Here is a 20,958-nt window from a genome sequence, read left to right on the forward strand (position 1 = left end):
CGTCACCACGCTGGTCAATGGCATGCGGGTCGGTGAAATGTATCGAGATCAGGCCATCTTTCCCGTCATGGTTCGCGGTGCGAAGCCATTGCGGACCGATTTGGCGACCCTGGGTGAGCTGATGATCGATACTCCCTCGGGCGCCCAGGTGCCGCTGGCAAGTGTTGCCACGGTGACGATTGTCCCGGCGCCCAACGCGATCAATCGCGAAAACGCGTCGCGTCGACTCGATGTCACGTGCAACGTGGAAGGCCGCGACCTGGGATCGGTCGCGAAGGCGATCGAGTCGGCGGTGCTCGATCAAGTCGAGTTCAAGTCGGGCTATCATCCCGAGTTTTTAGGCGAATATGCCGAAGCCAAGGCGTCGCGCGAACGCCTGCTGCTGCTTTCCTTGGGATCGATCTTTGCCATCACCGTCATCTTGTACATCGATTTTGGCAACTGGCGCACCGTGTCACTGATCCTGTTTTCGCTTCCGGTTGCGATCGCAGCGGGGTTGTTGGGCGTGTTCGCCGGAGGCGGCATCGTCTCGCTCGGTTCCTTGGTCGGCTTTGTGACGGTGCTTGGGATTGCTGCCCGCAACGCCATCATGCTGATCAGCCATTACCGCCACCTGGCCGCTGAAGTTCCCGATCTAAGCCCAGGGCAGTTGGTGCTGCGTGGGGCCGAAGAACGGCTGGCACCGATTCTGATGACCGCACTGACGACGGGACTGGCCTTGGTGCCATTGGTTCTGGCCGGCGAACTTCCGGGGCAAGAAATCGAATACCCCATGGCCCTGGTGATCTTGACCGGGCTGGTCGGCGCGACGACGGTCAATTTGCTGGTCTTGCCGGTGCTTTACGGATTGATTGTGTTGCCACGACAGCCAGGGACAGACGACGAGCAAGTCGGCATTGCTTAAAAACTAATGGCTTCGTAGAATGCGTTTTTATCAGTCAACCTCGGTCACGGATGTCGCCGATGAAGCCAATCAGTCCAGCGGATGTGAGCCTGCGATTCTCTAGGCCCGTCGGGTGGTCGCGTGGACTGACCGTACTCGAATTGCTCGTGACGCTGGCGGTGATTGGCATTCTCGCGGGACTGGTGCTGCCGGCGGTGGGTAGCGTTCGAGAATCCGCGCGGCGCGTTCAGTGCGTCGACCACCTGCGCGAAACCGGGCTGGCGCTGCACAGTCACCACCACTCCCAACGCAGCCTCCCCGCCGGTTGGACCTTCGATCCACAATCGGAATCGGCGTACGGTTGGGCCGTTCCGATTCTTCCGTTTTTGGGCCAGCCGGCGCTTGCCGACCGGATTGAAATCGAACGTTCGGTCGCCAATGAACGTCATGAAGCCGTTCGTCACACCTCGCTGGAGGTCCTGCTCTGTCCGTCCGATATTGCCGAACCGGTGTTCACGTTGTTTGCCGAGGAGGAGGATTCTGAAGGATTGCATTCGCGCGACGATGGCGACTCGGGTGTGGTGCCCGCTGAATTGATCGAGTTACCGACGGCCAACTACGTCGGTGTCTTCGGAACATTGGAACCGGACGATGAAATACCGGCGCCGGTCGGCGATGGGGCTTTTTTGGAGAATCGGCACACTCGATTTCGTGACTTCACGCGAGGGCTAAGCGTCACCCTTGTGGTCGGTGAACGGACCATGGCTCAAGTGCCGTCGACTTGGTTCGGTGTGGACTTGGCGGGAGAAGACGCGGCGGCGCGGTTAGTCGGTTCAACGCTCGAAGGGATCAACAGTCCCTTGGCTGATGAATGTGATTTTTCGAGTCGTCATCCCGGCGGAGCGAATTTTTTGTGGGGTGACGGGCACGTCAGCTTTGTCACCGAACAGATCGACCTGCGCCTGTACCACGAGTCGGCGAAGTTGCGTCGATGATTGATTGACCCAGTTTCCCATCCCACCATCCATTCGAATCAGGAATGAATTCATTGTCCCGAACGCAGATCACCAAGTGCGAGGCGGAGGTCATGGACGTTGTCTGGGAGCGCGAACGCGTGACCGTCAATGATGTCGTCGATGCCATCGATCGCGACTTGGCCTACACGACCGTCATGACGACCTTGCGCATTCTGGAAGAAAAGGGGATTGTCCGTCGCGGTGAAAAAGTGGGTCGCGCCTACACCTATTCTGCCGCCGTGACGCGTGAAGAAGTGCGGCATGGAATGATTCACGAATTGACCGATCGCTTGTTCGGCGGATCCGTTCAATCCTTGGTGCTCAGCTTGCTCAATAGTGACTCGGTTTCCCCGGAAGACATCGCGGCGGTCAAAAAGGCAGCCGCCAAAGCGGAACGCGACCGATGAATGCATCTCAGCTATTCGAAACCGTCGCCAGTCTGCCCCTGCAGGTCCTGGTTGTCGTGGTCAGCATCGTCGTCCTCAGTCGTTTTGTCGACCATGCGGCAACAAATTGTCGGCTATGGACGATCGGATTTGTTGCGATCCTGGGACTGATCGCGGCCGCGTTCTTGCTCCCCCATCTCCGCCTGTTCAACGACGTCAGTCGACTGAGCGAGTCTGCGGCGCGAACCATGTTTGTATTGCAAATTTGGATCATCAAAGCCTTGGTTGTCGTTTGGGCCATTGGATTGACTGTGGTCCTGGTCCGACGTCTCGGTCGCATGATCGTCTTGTCTCAATTCTTCTCCCAGCGATGTCGCGTGATGACGGACGAGGAGATCGCGACGCTACCGCTGGGTGAACAGGACGAATTGCCCAAGCATCTGCGCTGGCTCGTCTCGTTTGAAAAACACGGTCCGTTTTGTTGGCAGTTGCAGCGTCCGACGATCGTATTGCCAAGTTGTCTATTGCGGGAAGAGGAAGAGGTGTTGCGGCATGTGCTGCTTCACGAATTGGAACACTTGAGGACCAACCATCCGCTTCAGCATTTCTTACAAGGGACCTGCAACGCGCTGCTCTGGTTTCATCCGGCGATCTGGTGGGCCGCCCGCAACGCCGAGTTGACGCGCGAGTTTCATTGCGATGAAGTCGCCGCGAAGGCGGGGAAGACGGTCGCAAGCTACTTGAAAACACTGGCCAAGGTTGCCGAGCAGAGTGCCACCGCTCCCACGTGCACGCTCGCGTTTGGTCGCCGCAAAAGCGCCATCGTTCGACGTACCGAACGTTTGGTTTCGCAGGTCGAAACGGCACATGGCCCAGATTCCTCTCATGCTCACCGTCGAGCATCGCTGGCGATCGGATGCCTCGTTCTTGTTGTGCTGGTCGTGTCGCAATTGTGGTTGCCGGTCAATGTGCTGGCCTCCTCGCGAACACCAGTCTCGCCCTGGCCGACCTGGACCGCCAACCTGCTTCATGAGTTCGGCGTTTCGGTGCGTGACTACGAACGATTCGACGCCCGGCACGATCTGAATGAACTGCTGAACGCCGACGAGGACTGATCGTGCCGTCCTGAGGCCAATTGATAATCGACATCCGCTTGAGACGAAATACTAAAGAGATAGTTGTTGTGTTCGCAGTTATTCTACCCATCCACGTCGGCGTCGAGAGAATTCCATGAACAAGATCGCAAAACGAACCGTCGTCGTCGTTGCTCTGGCGATGCTGGTCTATGGAGGCTATCGAGTCGCCGCACACAATCAGTGGCTCATTGTCACGCTCGGCGAACGAGCGTTCGAGATCGGCGCGTCACCTGAAGTGATCGATCCGGACTCGGAGTTTAGCCTGCTGGTCGTCGGGGACACCGGCTACGACTCCCCGCAACGAGCCGAGGTCGTGGCCGCAATGCGGCGTCATACCAGCGAGACTGTCCCCGATGCCGCCGTGCTGTTGGGCGACAACTTCTACGAACGCGGTGTCGACTCGGTCGACGACCCACGATTCCAAACGGATTTCGAAAACCTGTTTGACGAACATTCGTTTCCATTTCCGTTTTACGTCTGTCTCGGCAACCACGACTACGGCGGCGATGTTAGTGCTCAGGTTCATTACACGGAGATTAGCGACCGTTGGATGATGCCGGCCAATCACTATGCGGTGCGTCACCGGATTGGTGAGGTCGCGATCGACCTCTTTGTGATCGACACCTATTTGATTGCGAATCGTGACCGCCGAGCCAACGAGGAATTGGTCTGGTTGGATCAACAACTCAGTCAAAGCGACGCGAGGTTCAAAATTGTCATCGGACATCACCCGGCGATTTCGGGTGGGAAACATGGCGTCTATCCCGTGATCGCTGAATCGCTGCCCGGATTGTTTCGGGACCACGCCGTCGACCTGTACCTGTCAGGCCATGATCACGATTTGCAACTCAATGAGAGTGGTCAAGGATGGTGCCAGATCGTCAGCGGCAGCGGAAGCAAGCTGCGTAGCACGTCTTGGACCGAGCAGACCGCCTTCGCCAAGGCCGCGCCCGGGTTCTGTTGGCTGTTGATCCGTGAAGGCGAACTCTGGGTCACGTTTTACTCCTGCGAAAATCGGCTGTTCACGTATCACTTGGATAAACGTTCCGCCAAGGACGTGGCAACCATGCAAGGACGGACGCTTTAGCGATCGAACTTGTGTCACGCGATCGGCGACATCACAACTCTAACTACGAAAGATCTAGTATCAAAGGAATGCAAGGATGCATCAGTTTTCCCAACCGACTGTTCAACCCCGCCACGTACCGACGATCCCTTCGACTCCCCAGCGGACACCCAGTCTCTCGCTGGTCTTACCTGCCTGGAATGAAGCCGAGGTGATCAGCCAGGCGCTTGCCGAAGCCGAATCGGCACTGGGCGGATTGACCGACCGCTACGAAATCATTGTCGTCGACGATGGTAGCACCGATGAAACAGCGGCGCTGGTCCAGCAGGCGGCGGATGGGAACCCCGCGATTCGGCTGATCCGGCACGACGGCAACTTGGGCTACGGCGCCGCCCTGCGCGATGGCTTCGCAGCGGCAACGTGTGACCTGGTGGCGTTTACCGATGCGGACTGCCAATTCGATTTGACCGAATTGGACCGACTGCTGTTTTTGTCCCGGCGGTACAGCATCGTGTGCGGTTATCGGATTGATCGCAAAGATAGTCGATTGCGATGTTTCTACTCTCGCGTCTACAACGGCATCGTTCGATGTTTGCTCGGCACGGAAGTGCGTGATGTGGATTGTGCGCTCAAACTGTTTCACCGTGACGTGGTGCAGGGGCTAACAATTTCCACCAGCGGGTTCCTGGTCAACTCGGAGTTGTTGACCGAAGCGAAACGACAAAATCACTCCGTGGTTGAAGTGGGTGTGTCCCATCGACCGCGGGCGGCGGGCAGCAGCACGGTTTCGGTGTTTGAGATACCGACGGTGCTGACGGGGTTGATTCGCTATTGGTGGAACACCGTTCAGTTTCCTGGTGCGGCGACAAAGGGTGTGGTTTCAGGTCCGTTTTCAATCGTTCACGCTCTGTTGCTAGTGATCGCCGCACTTTTCCTGTTCACGAATCTCGGCTATCCGTTGATCGATCGTGATGAAACGCGGTACGCGGAAATCCCGCGTGAGATGCTTGTCAGCGGGAATTGGGTACTGCCACAGCTCAATTTTCAGCCCTACTATGACAAGCCGCCGCTGCTGTATTGGCTGTGTGCGATCAGCTATCGAGCGTTCGGGATCAGTGAATGGTCGGCGCGATTGGTTCCGGCGCTCGCGGCTTTCGGGACCTTGCTGGCGACCATGTGGTTTGGCAATCGCAACGTTGGCAGTCGAATCGGTCTGTTTGCCGGCGGCGTCTTGATGTTGTCCGTTGGATTCGTTTTCACCAGCCGATATCTATTGATCGACGGGGTGTTGACTCTGTTGACGACGCTCTCGTTATTCAGCGTCTATGAAGCGATCAAACCTGCGGCCGGCAAGCGGGCGTTGCATCTGGGCTGGTGGTTGGCGGCGGGGGTGTTTTGTGGCTTGGCGTTTCTGACCAAGGGGCCGCTTGCTCTGGTCCTCTTGATTCCTCCGTTGATCGCTTTCAGCTGGCTCACCGAATCATACTTCGCGCCGACCCTTCGGCATTACCTGATGCTGTTGGCCGTGGTTGCTGGGATTGCCGCACCCTGGTTGGTGGCCGTCACGATGCAGGACCCGTCCTTCCTGGTCGAGTTCTTTTACCGCCACAATGTGGCGAGGTTCGCCGGAGAGTTTCATGCACGACCGATTTGGTTTTTTATCCCGGTGCTGTTGCTGGCGGGCCACCCGTGGACGTTCTTGACGATTCCCTATGTCGGGTTTCTGGCGTCGCGAACGCGGTCGGCGTCTCAGAACCGTCCCCCGGTGTTGGGATTTCTGATGTTGTGGAGCGGATGGTGTTTCGTGTTTTTTTCGATTGCCAAGTGCAAGTTGCCGACTTACCTGTTGCCGGCCGCACCCGCCTTGTCGTTGATGATCGGCCACTATCTTGTTTATGCCACCAAGCGATCGGCGACCCATCGGCGAGAGTGGTTCGCGCGTTTTTGGTCGGCACGAACCGCAACGGCTGCGACCTGTTTGGCCGGCGTCGGGTTTTCGGCATTCATCGCTTTGACCGGATCGAGAGTTTCGGTTGCGAACTACGTCTGGATCTTGATCTGGGCGTCGCTGCTGGTGGGAAGTTTGCTGATGGTTGCCGATCGACATCAGGGCAAGTATGCGTGGGGTTCCTCTTCGGCTCTAGCGTTTTTGTTGGCGGTGATGGTGATGCATCAGATCGTTCCGGCGTACAGCCGCCGGCAAACGATTTTCGCCGCTGCGTCTCCGTTGCGGGCGAAGATCCCATTGGAAGCGAACTCAGCCATTGCCACCCTTTCCCACGAGTTTTCCGAGGTCCCGTTTTATCTTCAACGCAGCGACGTTCGGCACTTTGATGCCCGGAACGCATCGGGGCTCAGCGAATTCATCGCCGAGAACGATCACGCATTGATCATCATGGAGAAACAGGTGCTGATCGGCCAGCTGAGGGATCAATTGCCCCGCGGCACGCGGATTCAGCTGATCGACGAGCGAGGCCCCGCGCGGCTCGTGCAGGTTACGGCGGCGTCACCTCGGCTGGCACACAACTTGCACCCTGTCAAATGAACATCGCCCAAAACAGTGGATGAAGTGCACCGTTGGGCCAGAGTCAGTGCGGAATTCCAGTCCAGAGAAAGCTGTGAGGCCAAGGGAAACGGCGTGTTCTATGGCCGAACGAGGTGAAAGGGATCATGAAAAAGACCATCGAAATGAAAACCGACGCGCACCTGCAGCGTGACGTTTTAGACGAATTGGAGTGGGAGCCGAGTGTCGATGCCGCACAGATTGGTGTGACGGCAAAGGGCGGAGTGGTGACTCTGGCCGGTCACGTCCCGGTGTATTCGGTCAAACACAAAGCCGAGGAAGTGGCAAAACGTGTGCATGGTGTGCGTGCGGTCGCCAATGAAATCGAGGTTCGACCGTCGGATGCAAACGTGTTGGACGACGAGGAGATTGCCGCTGCAGCCGTCCATGCCCTGCAGTGGGACTCGGAAGTGCCGGATCGGAACATTCAAATCGCTGTCGAAGATGGCTGGATCAAAGCAGAAGGAACGGTCGCGCACCGCTACCAAAAAGACGCCGTTGACCGTGCGCTTCGCCATCTCCGTGGCGCTCAAGGAATTCATAATGAGATTGGCGTGGTTTCGCCCCAAACGATCAGTGCAATCAAGAGTGCGATCGAATCGGCGTTCAAACGCAGCTCGCTGTTGAATTCCAAAACGTTGGCGGTGGAGGTCGAAGATTCGAAAGTGACCATCACCGGTGATGTCCACTCCCTGAACGAACTCACCGAAGTCGAACGGACGGCTTGGTCGACCGGTGGCGTCCGAGAGGTAGACAACTGCGTCACGATCACGCCTTGGGGGACGGGGCCCGCAGAGGAATGGGGCTACTGAGAGTAAGACGCGGGGAATCGATGATCAACGGCGCAGTCGGCACGGAAACGTGTCAGGAAGTTATCGCTCCGGTTGCCACGTCCGCAGCGCGTCGGTGATTGCGTCGCGGACATCTCGGATCGGAAACCCCGTCTGAATGAGTTTCGAGTTGTCCAGCACGCAGCTGGAGCGTGGGACTCCGCTGGTCGCGCTCATGAACTCGGCTTCATCACGAAAGTACCGAAAAGGGCGATTGATGTGGCGGTGCGTCTGAAGCAACTGAACGACGTCGGCGGTGGAGACCGCACTGGTGTTGACGATGTTGTAGACGCCAAACGGGACCCGATGCAGCCAGCAGTGAAGACAGGCGTCGACGAATTCATTCACGTCGGCGAGCGAATTGGTCACGTCCAACAGACGCTCGTAACGCATCATTTTTGACAGGTAATTGCGTTCGCCATCTCGATTGCTGAAGGGAATCCGCAACCGCCACACAAAGACGTTGTCCGCACCTTGAAGACACTCTTCGCCGAGCGCTTTACTGCCCGAATAAAAACTGCAGGGCGGTGATCGAAAGCAGAAGTTCGGCGGGTCGGTCTCGCGAAATCCCGATCCATCCTGACGCGAGCCGCTGTAAATGCAGCCCGACGAGATGTGTCCCCAGGCAACGTCTCGTCGTTCGCAGGCCTCGCGGACGATGCCCGGAAGAACGGCATTACCCAGCAAACAATCGGCTTTGTGGTGTTCGCAGGCTTCCACGTTGGGTTTGCCCGTGTACCCGGCGGCGTTGATGAGGAACGACGGCTTGGTTTGATCGATCAGCTCGATCAATCGATCGCGACGGGTGTAGTCGCAGTCCCGCCGTGAAATCAAGCGAAAGTTCAGGCCCCGATCAGAGAGCCGCTTGGCAAACGTCGTTGCGACATAACCGCTGCCGCCCAGGAGTAGAATCATGAGTCGGCACTCGAATCCGCGTCAACGCCGACTCCCAATTCGCGATAGAGTGTCAGCATCTTGTCCAGGCACTTCGGCAACGTGTACGAATCCAAGATCGTCTGCCGCGCCGACGTTCGCAGAGAATCGAAGGCGGTCGGGTCATCGAGCGCTTGCAGGACACGCTCCACCCACTGGTCGATCTGGAAAAAGTCCACCAACAATCCGTTCGTTCCGTCTTCGATCAACTCTCTCACCGGAGCGGTATCGCTGCCGATCGCCAGCGCGCCGCAGCTCATCGCGTTGAACAACGACCAACTCAACGTGAACGGGACGGTCAGGTAGAGATGAGCATCCGATAGGGAAAACACATTGACCAGCTCGGAGGGCCGGACACGTCCGACGAAGTGGATCCGCGAGAGATCGATTGCATGTTTGTTGAGGAACCACTCTTTAAACGTTTTCCCCTCGGTGAATCGGGCATCGCCTCCATAAGCGATCCGGTCTTCGCCGATCACCAGCACGGACACGTCCCGACGTTCCCGACAGACGCGATCGGCGATTTGCATGAAGATGTCGAAGCCACGCATCGATTCCATGCCGCGGCTGACGTAGGTCAAGACTCGATGGTCCGATGGAATATCGATCCCGGCGACCCGACGGTTGGGCTGTTCGATCGGTTTCCAGAAATCCGTGTCGATCCCGTCGAAGATCGTGCGGATTTTGGGCCGGAATTCCGCTGGCAATTGGGACTGCTGAAATGCGGTGGGTGCATATCCGGCATCGCAGTTTTCCAAGTCCAGCAACAGCATCGCGTTGCGGGTTCGAGCTCGCAACAGTGTGGCGGTGTCACAGGGAGGAAGGTCGACACGGAAGTCAATGTCGCTGTCGTGGGTGCGATAGAAGAACTCAAAATAGTTGAGGATCGGCACATCGTACAACTCGCGCAAGTACAGCGTCGAAACCATTCCGCTGTGTCCGACAATCAAATCGGGTTGGACGTCGGGACGCGATCTCAGGGCGTCGAACAGCGCGGTGGAATGCCAGATCTGGTTTTCGAAGGTGCGACTGCAAAAATTTGTCTCCGCCCGGGCGCCACCTCGTGGTTCGTACAACACGCGGCCGATGCCCTCGATTTCACCCTCGTGCCGCGATGCAAACGTGCATCGCCAACCATGCTTTTGCACCAAGTGGTTCGCGATTTGGCCGAACTGGGCGGGGAAGTTTTGGTGGACAAATAAAACATGCATGGTGCGGGAAGACGGGGGATTCATTTGCCGCGGTTGCCGGGGGCTACAGCATACCCCGATCCCGTCCGCCTGGCGACCAACCGCGAAGAATCTACCGACGCGTGAGGATGCGGTGCAGACTCGTTTGGCGGGCTGTCCACACTCCCAGCAGACCCCCGGTTATCAAATCGACCAGATGGTGCTGGTACGTCAGCCAAGCCGAGACGGCGATGGCGATCGCCCAAATGCAAAACGCAATGCCCCAGACGCGCCGTCGACGCCACATCGTCGCGGCGCACAAGCTTGCGTAAGCCACGTGCAACGAGGGCGCACAGTTGTAGGTCAGGTTGATGCGGTCAGCCCAGCGAAACGGAAGAGCCGCCCATCCGACCACTTCGGGTGTCTCAAAAGCCAACTCGGCCGGATAGATCAGAAAACACACGCCGGCGATCAATGTCATCAGAACCATTTGCGCGACAAACTGATTCAGGCGGTCTTTCGTCGGCAACGTCAGCGCAATGAAACCGAACATTAAATAGACCGAGGAATAGACGAGACTCAATTCGGGGACAAACGGAAGCGACAATTCAAACGAGAAATGCACGGGATATCGCGTGGTTCGCAACGACGTGATGAATTCGGCGCCCCCGTAGACGATCGCAAAGAGCAAGCTGAGTCCGAGCAAGGCGAGTCCCAGTCGCCTTCGTTGCCGGGCATCGGGCCAGACCCAGAACGGCTCTCGATCATTCTGTCGCCCTCTCGCTTTGCCGTCCCAGCCTTCTCGGCTCATCGTTTTCCCTCTCGCTTGCTTTCCCCCCGACACCGGCCCCAGGCTTCGGACGGCCCAGACTCCAGACGGCCCCAGGCTTCGGACGGCCCCAGACGTCGGACGGCCTAGACATCGCTCCGCCGACGACGAACAATAACCTATTCTAAAACGCCCCAGCGCCGCCCGAGACCGCTTCTGCCGATGCTTCGATTTTCCAGCACTGCATTGACGCAATTGCCGACGGACGCATTGGTCGTCGATGTCGACTGCGTCGGCGGCGAGCCGACCGCGGCGCTGCGTCGATGTTCGGCGGCATTCAGCGATGTGGCGGGCGCGTACGAGCGGTCTTTCCGTGCCGGGGACCTTCGACCGGGCGAGCTGCTGGTCCTGCCCCCGACGTCTGACCGGTCTACGACCATTTTCTTGGCACCGTCGCGCGTTCATCCCCAAGGCGAACTCCGCCCCGAGGATTTCAAGCGGCTGTCAAAGTCGATCTTGGAGGAGACCTTGCGGCGTGGGTTTCACTCCTTGGCCTTGTTGCCATTTCACGTCGGACGCGGATTGGACGAGATCGAGATTCGTCGCCAATTGCTGTACTCGTTCGCGCGGTCACCGGAGCTGGAACTGATTTGTTTGTCGGAGACTTGCGACAGCGACGCGGTCGGGCGGGTATCGATTTTCACCGACGGTGGTGCCGAAAAGGAAGGTGGCAAGGGCGGCTATGGCGTCGTCTTGCGATTCGGCGACCACCACAAAGAGCTCAGTTGCGGGTTTCAGCAAACGACCGTGGAGCGGATGGAATTGATGGCGGCCGTTGTCGGGCTGGAGGCGCTGAAACGGCGTTGTCGTGTTCGACTTCACAGCGATTCACGTTACGTTGTCGATTCCGTCAACACCGGGCTGTTGTTTCGCCACGCTTCCAGGCAATGGAAAGGCAAGAAGTCACGATTGGTGGATCTTTGGGAACGGTTTCTCGATCAATACCTCAAACACGACGTCGAGGTGATTTGGATCAAGGGTCATTCGGGGATCGAAGACAACGACCGTTGCGATCAATTGGCCGGCGAAGCAAGGCAGGCGATGCCGCTGGCTGTCGATGAAGGGTATCAATGCAAACGGGCCAAGCGAAAGGCGAAGCCCGCCGCCCAGGCCGCTCCAGCCCAGGCCGCTCCAGCCCAGGCCGCTCCAGCCCCGGCTGCTCCAGCCCCGGCTGCACCCGTCGAGTCGCCGACGCCCGTCACCCGCGTGCCGTCTGCCGGCAAGCCGAAAAAAGCGGGCGACCCCTGCCGTGCCTGTGGCCATGCGTTGGAAAAACGGATTCCCAAAAGGCACAAGGCGAACGCGGCCTACCATTTCGCCTGGTATCTGTTTTGCACCAATTGCAAACGGTTTTACCACGTCGAAGAAGCGAAGGTGGATGTAGCCGAAAGCCACAAGACGTCGTGAGTCAATGATCGCCCTGAACGCGTGAAATTGCCGCCAGCTGTTTGGGAGAGAGCAACGCGAGCTGCCGCGCAGTGGTTTCCATGAGGTGGTGGTCAGTACGAGCACGCGCTTGTTCGTGGCGGGCCGCCAGCGCCGCAGAGTGTTCGATAGCGCGAACCAGCAGGCTCAGATCGGCGTCGCAGCGACGACAAATCGGTTGCAGCGGTTGCTTCGCCCTACACGCGGGGCAACGAAAGTCATTGCTCGACATAAAAGATCACGTCCTCGATCTCTTGGACCAACGTATCGATCAAGTCATCATTTTCCTCGTCGACGGCTTCCTTCAATTGCGTGATCAAGTCATGGAGCTCTTCAGCATCTTCCTTTCCGGCCGAACCTGCAACGCAGATCGCTTTGGCGATCAGGGCCAGTTCTTTCGACGACGAATTCGGGTCTGCCAGGGATTGGGCGGCATCGACTCGATGACGTGGCTGACCGACCGGTGGGGTTTCAAATGCGTCTTCCGCTCGGATCGGTTCGGCCGTTTCGAACAGCTCATCGATTCGCTCCATCGCATCGGCACGCCCTTCCTCTTGGGCTTCGGAAAGGGCATTGTTAATCGACAGTTCTTCGCTGATTCCGGTGGCCGTCTGCGTGGCGGTGACTTTCAGCGTTCCGTCGAGGGTCAATTCAAATCGGACGACGATCTTGCCGCGTGAATCCGATGGGTTCTTTAGCGGCAATTTAAATTTACCGAGCAGTTTGTTGTGCTGCAGATCGTCGTGTTCGCCTTGAAAGACTTTGATTTCCGCAATTTTTTGATCGTCGGACACGGCAAAGAATGCGTCTTCGTAACGAGCCGGCAGCGGAGAGCCGCGGTGCAGAATCGGCACAAACTTCAGATCGCCCAATCCGAAACCACTGCCTTGGAGGGCCGCGATGCCCAGGGTGTGGGTGGCGACGTCGACCAACACCGCGTCGACGTTTTGCCCTTCAATCATCGCGCCTTGAATTGCCGCTCCCAGGGCAACTGCCAGATCCGGGTCGACCGCACGACAGGGAGCGAGTCCGAATTCCCGGCGCAAGCGGGATTCAACCAACGGCGTCCGCGTGGATCCGCCGACAAGGACCAGTTCGTCGATTTGGTCCAACGTCAGTTTCGCATCCCGCAGGGCTTGATCCACACATGCAATGGTTCGATCGATGAAGCCGGAAATGAGAGTTTCATATTCATCACGCGAAACGGCGACCGACAGGTGCAGTGGTTGGCCGTCCTTTTCGGCAATGAATTCTTCGGAAATCGTGACCGTTTCCTCGATCGACAAGGCGCGTTTGGCCGACTCGCATGCGTGCAGCAATCGCCATCGGGTCGACGTGTCCTTCCGCAAGTCCACTCCGTGTTCCGATTGAAAGCCATCGGCAACGTGATTCATCAAAGCGAGATCTAAATCGTCGCCGCCAAGTGTGGTGTCGCCGCGACTGCTAATCACTTCGATCACGCCAGACTCCATTCGGGCGATGGAAACGTCGAAGGTGCCGCCGCCGAAATCGTAGACGACGACATGGATATCGCGGTCTTCGTGGACGTGATAGGCCAGTGTGGCAGCGGTCGGTTCATTGATGATCCGTTCCACCTTTAGTCCGGCCAATTCACCAGCGTGGCGAGTCGCTTGACGCTGATTTTCATCAAAAAACGCGGGCACGGTAATCACCGCACGGTCGACCGGAACTCCCAGTGCCATCGCCGCGTGATCCTTGAGGCGGCGAAGGATGATCGCACTGATTTCCGGTGGCGAAAATTCCTGGTCGCCCATCGGGATCTGAACCGACTTCCCCATTTGTCGTTTCACCGACGTCACCGTCCGATCTGGATACGCAACTTGTTGGTTGCGCGCCACCAGACCCGTGATCAAGTTGCCACTCGGACCGATCCCGACCACCGAGGGCATGATCGACGCACCGTCGACGGCAAGGACCTTGGGCTGACCTGCATTGACGACCGCGACAACACTGTTGGTGGTGCCGAGGTCGATACCGATTACGGGCGAGGGGCCAGATTGAGTCACTTCAACGGATCCAATGTCAATAAGATTAGAAGGGGTGGTTACAATGCAACATTGACTTCCGCAAATCGCAACACCTGACCTTTGTAGAGGTAGGCGGGGGCGATCTGTTCGATCACGGTTCCGGAGAGGGAACCATCTGGCGCGGGGGAAGATTCGGCGACCGATTCGGCGGCCACGGACGCGATCGCGTGCATGATCTCGCCGTCAAATGTTTTTCCCAAGGTCTCAACCCTGGTGATCCCGTTGGACTCGATCAGTTTCCGGACGCGATCGGCAAGCATCACCAGTCCCTTGATCGTTGCATCCTGCGACGCAAGATTCAAAAGCGATTGATCGATTTGATGCTTGACGCGTTGGAATTCCCGGTCAACCATCTCGCAAATTTGATTTGCAACCGGACGGGCGAACCGTCGAGCCAGCCAACCCTGCGGCGCGATCAATGTCTCGGACTGTGTGCGGATGTTTTGCTCGAACGCTTGAATCGATTGTTCGATCTGCTCCCTCGGCGGAGAATTCGGCTGGGTCACCCTTGCGATCGCGTAGGAGACACAATGATCGACTTCGGCCAAGCACTTGGCCAATCGTCGCGCCGCATCATCCTCCGACGACGAAGAAATTTTTGCTTCGATGGAATCGAGCAATCCGGTGACCCGATGCGCGAAACTTTCGACCTTCGTCGTCGATTCATTCAGCGATTGGGCCAGTTGACGATCTTCATTGGACCGATTGCGGAACTCTTGCCGCATCGCGGTGAAGGCTTCGATCACATCGATCAAACCGAACTCGCTTTGTTGCTCGGCGATTGAATCACCCATCGTGGCCCTCCTCCGCCTTGGCTGACAGATTGCCCAGGCTGAGTAGATTGGCAGTGGACAGCCGAGGCGTCTGCGCGGCTTGTTCGTCCAGGATCTGCTTCCAAGGTCGTGGTTCCTGATCGAGGGACATGATCAGCTGACTGGCCAGGAACAAGGGATCGCGCGCCGCTTGATAGGCGGCTTGGATCTTGCCGAATCTCTCGGCGTCTTTTTCCGGCGGGTGCTCACGCACCAGTTCCAGGTATCGCGCGCGGACTTCGGCCTCGTCACAGCCGGCTTTTAATCCCAGCACGGCGAACGGATCCGTGACGGCGGAGGTGGTTGGTTGGTTCATCGCGATTTCCGTTTCTTCGTGGGGTTTTTCGGTCGATTGCGACGCCGCTCGGGATCGACTTCAAACTTGGCCCGCGGAGCCGGGGTGCTCGGTGGCGGGGGCTCCACGTTGGGGTCCAAATTGACCGGCGCAGGGGATTGACCGAAGGGGGCGTCGGCGGAATCGAATCGCATGGTCGGGGGCGTCCGTTCATCAACGTCTTTGTTCCCATCGTCCTCCCGGCTCGGATGCGGGATCCCTAAACGCTCTCGGGCACGGGTGCAGTGGTCGCAGTCGCAATGCGGGTCAAAGGTGTCTTCGTCGACATCGTCCGCGTAAAAGCTATCGTCTTCGTCGGACTCCCCATCGGGGTCACCGCCACCGACGACCCGCCCAAACATCTTGCGGAAGGAGTCTTCCCGTGCGGTATCGCCAGTGTTGGTCGTCTCACCGTCACGGACCAACGTATTGAACCAATGTCGTTGGAACGGATCGGTCTGTGCGTCGGCTGCAGCGCGGACGCGCTGCACCAGGGCAGGAAGCTGTCGCGGTTTTCGATACAGCCTCGGGATGTGGAGGATCGCTTGCAGTTCGAGGGCCGCGGTCAGGTCAGGATCTAATTTGCTGCCGGCTTTTTGCAGGCCGGCGGGAAACTTCAGTTGGTAGGTCTCTGAGAACATCGTTCGTGCCGACAGCCAGCAGATGGCCGGCCAACCGGGAGCATCCAGTTCCAGGACTTTTTTGCACGCCGCGGTGGATTGGATCCGGCTGAGCAGTTCGTCAGCAAACTTTCCGCCATGCATTCGATAGGCAGGATAGAGCAACCCGGTCCGATGCAGATCGTAGAAAAACGACCCTGCCAAAAGCAGCGTCGTGGAGGAGAGCGCCGAAGCGTTCTTCGCCGCCGCATCAACGGGCCCGCGGAGCGGCTTGAGATCGGCGCTGGGCACTCGCATCCGCTGGGCGGCCCCCAATATCATCACCGCGTCGGCCAAGTCGGCATCGGGGCCAGCACCAGCATCGAACGCCGCCCTCGCGTCGGCCCTCCGTTGTTGGTACTGCTCCGTGTCGCCTTGCCGCAGTGCCAGTGCGGCGCGAAGGTAGCCAAACCAGGTTCGAGACAACCAACTCGGCCAACAGGCCTCGGCTTGATCGAGCTGCTCCGCGACTTGCCCCAGCCAGGCTTTTCGTCGGCACAATCGCATCGCCTCCAAGAGACACCACTTCCAACGCGTAGCTCGTACACGCGGGTCAGCGTGACGCGACTTTCCGAGCCAGTCGACGTGGGGTTGGGCGAGGTCCAGATCTTCGTTTTCCAGATAATAGTCGACCAACCACAATCGCGGTTCGATGCTGTCGGGTAGGCCTTCGGACCACTCTTCCATCGCTTCGGCGAGAGTCACCGCCCAATAGGCCCGGTAGTCTTTGTCCATTTCCGGGTCTTCGGAGAATTGACGAATCCACTTCGCCCGCTCTTGATGTGCCCGCTCAAATTTTGGAAAGCTCTGTGTCGCCGCTTCGAGCCAGCAAGTGATCTGCTCCTCCAGGTCCGTGTAGTCTCCAAATGGATCGACGCCAATTTGGGCGAACGGCGATTGGGACAGCGTCGCGATGCCCTCCATCGCGCGGCTGAAATGGAACTGGGCAGCAATCGCACCACGTATCACGGGAGACAATTGCTGGTTCTTCGGAAGCTCGTCGGCCAGATAGCGTTCCAACAACCGATCGGAATTTGCGTCCGAATCCTGAAACTGCTCATAGTAGAAATATGAGCGAAGCGTATGTTTAGGGTCATGTGGTGGGCCGGGGATCTCCTTGATCCCCCGTTCATACAAGTCGACAAAGGTCATCTGAAACAGCCGCGAGATCACTTCGTCGCCGAGGGCAGCGACGAGTCGTGGTTCGAACTGCCGATGTGTCTTGCAAAAGCCAATTAGCGCATCTAATCGCTCCGGTCCGATCAGCACGTCGCTTCGAATCTCGGCCGGGATGATCTCCTTCTTCAGCAAGATGTCGCGAGCTTCCTTTAGCGCAGGGCGTTCGATTAGTACCGATCTGACGAACGCCGTCCCCGGATTCGGTGCCTTGGCGGCTGGCCCCTGTTTGGCCTCGGCGAGGGTCGCGGCAATGCGGGCGGGGCGACGATCCTGATCCAGTCGCGAAAACGCTTCGTCGGCTTTGGCAGCATCACCGCGATACCAATCGATCAATCCGCGGATGAACATCCGCCATTGACTGTAAGGGCTCTTTCGGGGGATCGTGCTGAGCAGATCGGTCGCCCGTTTGTCGTCCCCCGTTTCGACCGCGGAGAGCGATTCCCGCACCGCCGCGGCTTCACCGGCCAGATCTCCCGGCAGTGACCTCAGGGCCGCGTTGTCAAAAACGGCGGCGTCCTCGGCCGGCTCGCCCGCCCCGATCAACGGTTTCATTCGCTGAGCACGTATCTCGATCCGCTCCGATGCCACCACCGCGGTTGTCGGTCGTTTTCGACGACGCGGCAGCGGTTTCCGCTTCGTTTTTCTATTCGCCATCGGTACAGATTAACGAAGTGCAGTCCTGTTTCTCTAGGGGGTTGACGGTTTCTTCGATTCGACGCTGCAGAATGACGTTAGCAACAGCTCGGCTTGCGGTGACCTAGTATGCAAGCAACGGATGGTCTCGCTGGGAAAGGGGGAATTGGACCGCGGCGCCACCTTGGCGATGTGACTCGAAGACGCCGCAAATCATCTCGACGGTCAGGGTTGCTTCGGCGGCACTGCACAGCGGTTCGCGGTTTTCCCGGATCGCTTGAACGAGATCCGCCGCGGCGACATCATGATGTTGAACCCGATGGATCAGATCAGGGTTCGGCTCGGCGACATCGACGCCGCCGCTGGTGATCGGCAGCCAGCGTGATCCCGCATCGCGACGTTTGAACGGGTTGCCTGGGATCAAATACGCCAGCGGATTGCGATCGGCTTGGATCGCGATCGTTCCTTCGCTGCCGATGATTTGCAAACCAAATCCGTGGTTCGCGGTTCCGTCGTTGGCCACCGAATCAAAATAGACCGTCAGTCCTCGGTCGAACAGGAACCTGGCGTGCAGTTCGTTACCGGCCAGCGGCCCCAAGCCCTCTGCGCCTTCGCGGACATCCTGTTGGGTTGCCGGGCGTCCGTCCTGCATCAACATGGCCGAGCATGATTGCGGTTTGCCAGCCAGAACGGTGATCATGTTCAGCACGTGTGATCCGAGCACCCACAGATCTTCGCCTCCGCCACGACGGTCGCCCTTGCCTCGGCCACGGATTTCAAGCACACGCCCGATGCGATTCTCTTCGATCAAATCCGCGATCACGTTGATGACCGGATGGTATCGGTTGCGATGCGCGACAGCCACTTTCGCGCCGTGCTCGGCGCAGGCCGCCAAGACCTGGTCGGCTTCACGGGGCGTTCGAACAAATGGTTTTTCGACGTAGATGCCTTTCGCACCCGATTCGATCGCCGCCAAGATCATGTCGCGGTGTTGGTCGACATGACGTGGGCAGACGGCAACAATCCATGGGGTTGTCTTGGCAAGCATCTCGCGATAGTCGGCGTAGCCGGCGGCATCACCGAGTCCGAGCTTTTGAAGTTCTTTTCGTCGCCCCGTCGGATTCGCATCGGCGATCGCGACGATCGACGCTCCCGGAATGCGGTTCCAAACGGTGTCCAGGCCATGCCCGTAATCCCCACGGCCGGTGTGCCCGATCACGGCGACCGGAAACGATTTCGATTCTGACTGGCCCCATGCATGCGCCCCGGCAACGAGCCCGGCAGAGATTGCGGCAAACTGACGACGATCCATAACTGTCTCCAAAGGATTAAAACAGCCCAGATTGTAGCCCACGCGTCTCGGCAAGCTGGAAGCTTACCCCACTTTTTAGTAACGCGTTCCGCGATAGGACATCTGCTCGGATTTCTGCGCGGCGCGACGCGTCACGGCGGGCAGGTCTTCCTTGTGGGACAGGACGATCAGCCGGTCGCCCGCGCCGACGACATCTTCCATTTTCGGATTGCGAACGACCTCACCCTGGGCGCGATTGATGGCGACCACGACGTTTCCGCCGTCCCCGGTCAGCTCGATGTCCTTGATCGTGCAACCGACCAACGCCGATTGAGCCCCGATCGGGATTTCCATCATTCCCAATCCGAACGCTTCCAGATCCTGATTCATGCGCGAAAACGCCTTGGCATCGGTGACCAGGGTCTCGACCGTGGGGCAGGCGATCAGCTGGGCGATTTTGGAAGCCCCGATCATCGTCGGCAGGACGACCCGATTCGCTCCGCTGCGGATCAGTTTCCGCTCGGTCGCTTCGGACTCGCCTCGCGCGATGATTTGGATGGTTTCGTTCAACTCACGGGCCGTCAGCGTGACGAAGACGTTTTCCGCATCTCCCGGCAGAACCGATGCCAGCACGGTGGCACGATCGATCCCAGCTCGGTGCAGGATCTCTTCTTCGGACGCATCGCCGGAGACCACGAGGATTCCGTCACGTTCGGCTTCCGCCAATCGGTCCGAATCCCGGTCGACGACCACCAGATCGATGCCGGCCTGCCGTAACTCGGCGACCAGGCTGCGACCGACGCGTCCGTATCCGCAGATGATGGCGTGACCCTGGGTTTGTTCGATACCACGGCTCATTCGTCTGGCTCCCAAAGCACGCTGGATCTCTCCCTCGGCAATCATTTGCACAAATCCACCGAGGACGTAAATGCCGCTGCTGCACCCGGTGACGACCACCGCCAGGGTAAACAGTTTTAGCCCGGGATCAACGACCGGGCGCACTTCACCATAGCCGACACCGAAAATGGTAATCGCCACCATGTAGACCGCGTCGAGCAGCGACCAACCGGCGATCACATAGCCCGTGACCGCAATCAGACACGTGCCGGCCAGAACGGCCATGCCCAGACGCATCTTGTTGATCGAAGTGGACCCATTCATGAAACGCCGTGCGTGTTCGCGTCAAGGGACGAAGTGGTGCTACCGAGCGTCGTCGGCTCATCCGTCCGCGTCAAGGATTGCTTCGGTCAATGCCCGCCCAGTCTACGTTAAACCGCCCCAGGGGAAGTCGCTGCTCCGAAGATTCCTGGCTGCCTCTCGCCCCGCAACATCCTAGGCTTTACTCGACTCGCAACAAGCGATGCCCCAGCGGTGACTTCGACAGCGGTGCATACAGCAAACGCCCGATCTCGCGTGGCAGATCGGTCTCGATGACATCCGCACCACGGCCCAAGATCATTTGATAGTCGCGGCGGAGCGAATCGGGGTCGTCTCGGACGCGTCGGTGAAACACGCGGTCCAGGTTACGCGAGGTCCCGATCATGGTGGACGCGCCTTTCTGGTGGACCGCTTCGTAAAGCGAAGGGTCTGTCGGCGGGACGTGACCGAGAAACGCGATCACGTTTTGCCAAGGAACACCGAGGGCATCGAACGCTTGCACTTTGGCGTGACTGGGAATCATCACCTCCATCATGATGTCGGGGTTCAACCGGTGGCAGACGACGACATCCTTGAAATTTCCGACGATCATCATCGCGTAAGCTTCC

General features: G+C 58.5%; 18 protein-coding genes. 8 read left to right on the plus strand and 10 right to left on the minus strand.

What is annotated here, in order from left to right:
• The 7 genes from ABX749_RS01455 to ABX749_RS01485 form a co-directional block, all read left to right on the plus strand.
• Positions 1 to 904 (plus strand): efflux RND transporter permease subunit (locus ABX749_RS01455; RefSeq protein WP_372894442.1); only part of this gene is annotated, 904 nt, incomplete at its 5' end.
• A gap of 59 nt (positions 905 to 963) precedes the next feature.
• On the plus strand, positions 964 to 1,878 hold the full coding sequence (locus ABX749_RS01460) for a DUF1559 domain-containing protein (RefSeq protein ID WP_372894443.1): 915 nt from the start codon (positions 964 to 966) through the stop codon (positions 1,876 to 1,878).
• Positions 1,879 to 1,922: 44 nt separating this feature from the next.
• Entirely contained in the window at positions 1,923 to 2,306 is a 384-nt protein-coding gene (locus ABX749_RS01465; protein ID WP_372894444.1) for a BlaI/MecI/CopY family transcriptional regulator, read from the plus strand.
• A complete protein-coding gene (locus ABX749_RS01470) occupies positions 2,303 to 3,400 on the plus strand; it encodes a M56 family metallopeptidase (RefSeq protein ID WP_372894445.1) in 1,098 nt (365 codons plus the stop codon). The genes ABX749_RS01465 and ABX749_RS01470 overlap by 4 nt, the downstream gene beginning before the upstream one ends.
• A gap of 115 nt (positions 3,401 to 3,515) precedes the next feature.
• Positions 3,516 to 4,508, plus strand: coding sequence for a metallophosphoesterase (locus ABX749_RS01475; RefSeq protein WP_372894446.1), 993 nt, complete (start codon positions 3,516 to 3,518; stop codon positions 4,506 to 4,508).
• Positions 4,509 to 4,584: 76 nt separating this feature from the next.
• Entirely contained in the window at positions 4,585 to 7,032 is a 2,448-nt protein-coding gene (locus tag ABX749_RS01480) for a glycosyltransferase (protein ID WP_372894447.1), read from the plus strand.
• Between the two features lie 125 nt (positions 7,033 to 7,157).
• The gene (locus ABX749_RS01485; RefSeq protein ID WP_372894448.1) at positions 7,158 to 7,862 is read left to right on the plus strand and encodes a BON domain-containing protein; all 705 of its coding nucleotides are present in this window, start codon (positions 7,158 to 7,160) and stop codon (positions 7,860 to 7,862) included.
• Positions 7,863 to 7,922: 60 nt separating this feature from the next.
• On the opposite strand, the gene ABX749_RS01490 is transcribed toward ABX749_RS01485, so the two are convergent.
• The 3 genes from ABX749_RS01490 to ABX749_RS01500 all read right to left on the minus strand — a co-directional run bounded on the left by ABX749_RS01490 (position 7,923) and on the right by ABX749_RS01500 (position 10,793).
• Entirely contained in the window at positions 7,923 to 8,795 is an 873-nt protein-coding gene (locus ABX749_RS01490) for an NAD(P)-dependent oxidoreductase (protein WP_372894449.1), read from the minus strand.
• Positions 8,792 to 10,024, minus strand: coding sequence for a glycosyltransferase (locus ABX749_RS01495; protein ID WP_372894450.1), 1,233 nt, complete (start codon positions 10,022 to 10,024; stop codon positions 8,792 to 8,794). Before ABX749_RS01495 ends, ABX749_RS01490 begins: the two co-directional genes overlap by 4 nt.
• Positions 10,025 to 10,115: 91 nt before the next feature.
• Positions 10,116 to 10,793: a phosphatase PAP2 family protein gene (locus tag ABX749_RS01500; protein WP_372894451.1), complete on the minus strand. Its 678-nt coding sequence runs from the start codon at positions 10,791 to 10,793 to the stop codon at positions 10,116 to 10,118.
• Between the two features lie 180 nt (positions 10,794 to 10,973).
• Between ABX749_RS01500 and ABX749_RS01505 the strand changes: the two genes are divergently transcribed.
• Complete coding sequence (locus ABX749_RS01505) at positions 10,974 to 12,218, plus strand: RNase H family protein (RefSeq protein WP_372894452.1); 1,245 nt, start codon at positions 10,974 to 10,976, stop codon at positions 12,216 to 12,218.
• Between the two features lie 236 nt (positions 12,219 to 12,454).
• Here the strand turns inward: ABX749_RS01505 and ABX749_RS01510 are convergent, their stop codons facing one another.
• The 7 genes from ABX749_RS01510 to ABX749_RS01540 all read right to left on the minus strand — a co-directional run.
• Positions 12,455 to 14,263, minus strand: coding sequence for an Hsp70 family protein (locus ABX749_RS01510; RefSeq protein ID WP_372894453.1), 1,809 nt, complete (start codon positions 14,261 to 14,263; stop codon positions 12,455 to 12,457).
• Positions 14,264 to 14,301: 38 nt separating this feature from the next.
• The gene (locus tag ABX749_RS01515) at positions 14,302 to 15,078 is read right to left on the minus strand and encodes a nucleotide exchange factor GrpE (RefSeq protein WP_372894454.1); all 777 of its coding nucleotides are present in this window, start codon (positions 15,076 to 15,078) and stop codon (positions 14,302 to 14,304) included.
• Positions 15,071 to 15,412, minus strand: coding sequence for a J domain-containing protein (locus tag ABX749_RS01520; protein WP_372894455.1), 342 nt, complete (start codon positions 15,410 to 15,412; stop codon positions 15,071 to 15,073). Before ABX749_RS01520 ends, ABX749_RS01515 begins: the two co-directional genes overlap by 8 nt.
• Positions 15,409 to 17,820: a hypothetical protein gene (locus ABX749_RS01525; protein WP_372894456.1), complete on the minus strand. Its 2,412-nt coding sequence runs from the start codon at positions 17,818 to 17,820 to the stop codon at positions 15,409 to 15,411. Before ABX749_RS01525 ends, ABX749_RS01520 begins: the two co-directional genes overlap by 4 nt.
• Positions 17,821 to 18,025: 205 nt before the next feature.
• Complete coding sequence (locus tag ABX749_RS01530) at positions 18,026 to 19,213, minus strand: Gfo/Idh/MocA family protein (RefSeq protein ID WP_372894457.1); 1,188 nt, start codon at positions 19,211 to 19,213, stop codon at positions 18,026 to 18,028.
• Positions 19,214 to 19,288: 75 nt separating this feature from the next.
• On the minus strand, positions 19,289 to 20,353 hold the full coding sequence (locus tag ABX749_RS01535; RefSeq protein WP_372894458.1) for a TrkA family potassium uptake protein: 1,065 nt from the start codon (positions 20,351 to 20,353) through the stop codon (positions 19,289 to 19,291).
• A 178-nt stretch (positions 20,354 to 20,531) separates the two neighbouring features.
• Positions 20,532 to 20,958 (minus strand): hypothetical protein (locus ABX749_RS01540; RefSeq protein ID WP_372894459.1); only part of this gene is annotated, 427 nt, incomplete at its 5' end.

The sequence above is a fragment of the Stieleria sp. genome (assembly GCF_041595215.1).
Lineage (GTDB): Bacteria > Planctomycetota > Planctomycetia > Pirellulales > Pirellulaceae > Stieleria > Stieleria magnilauensis.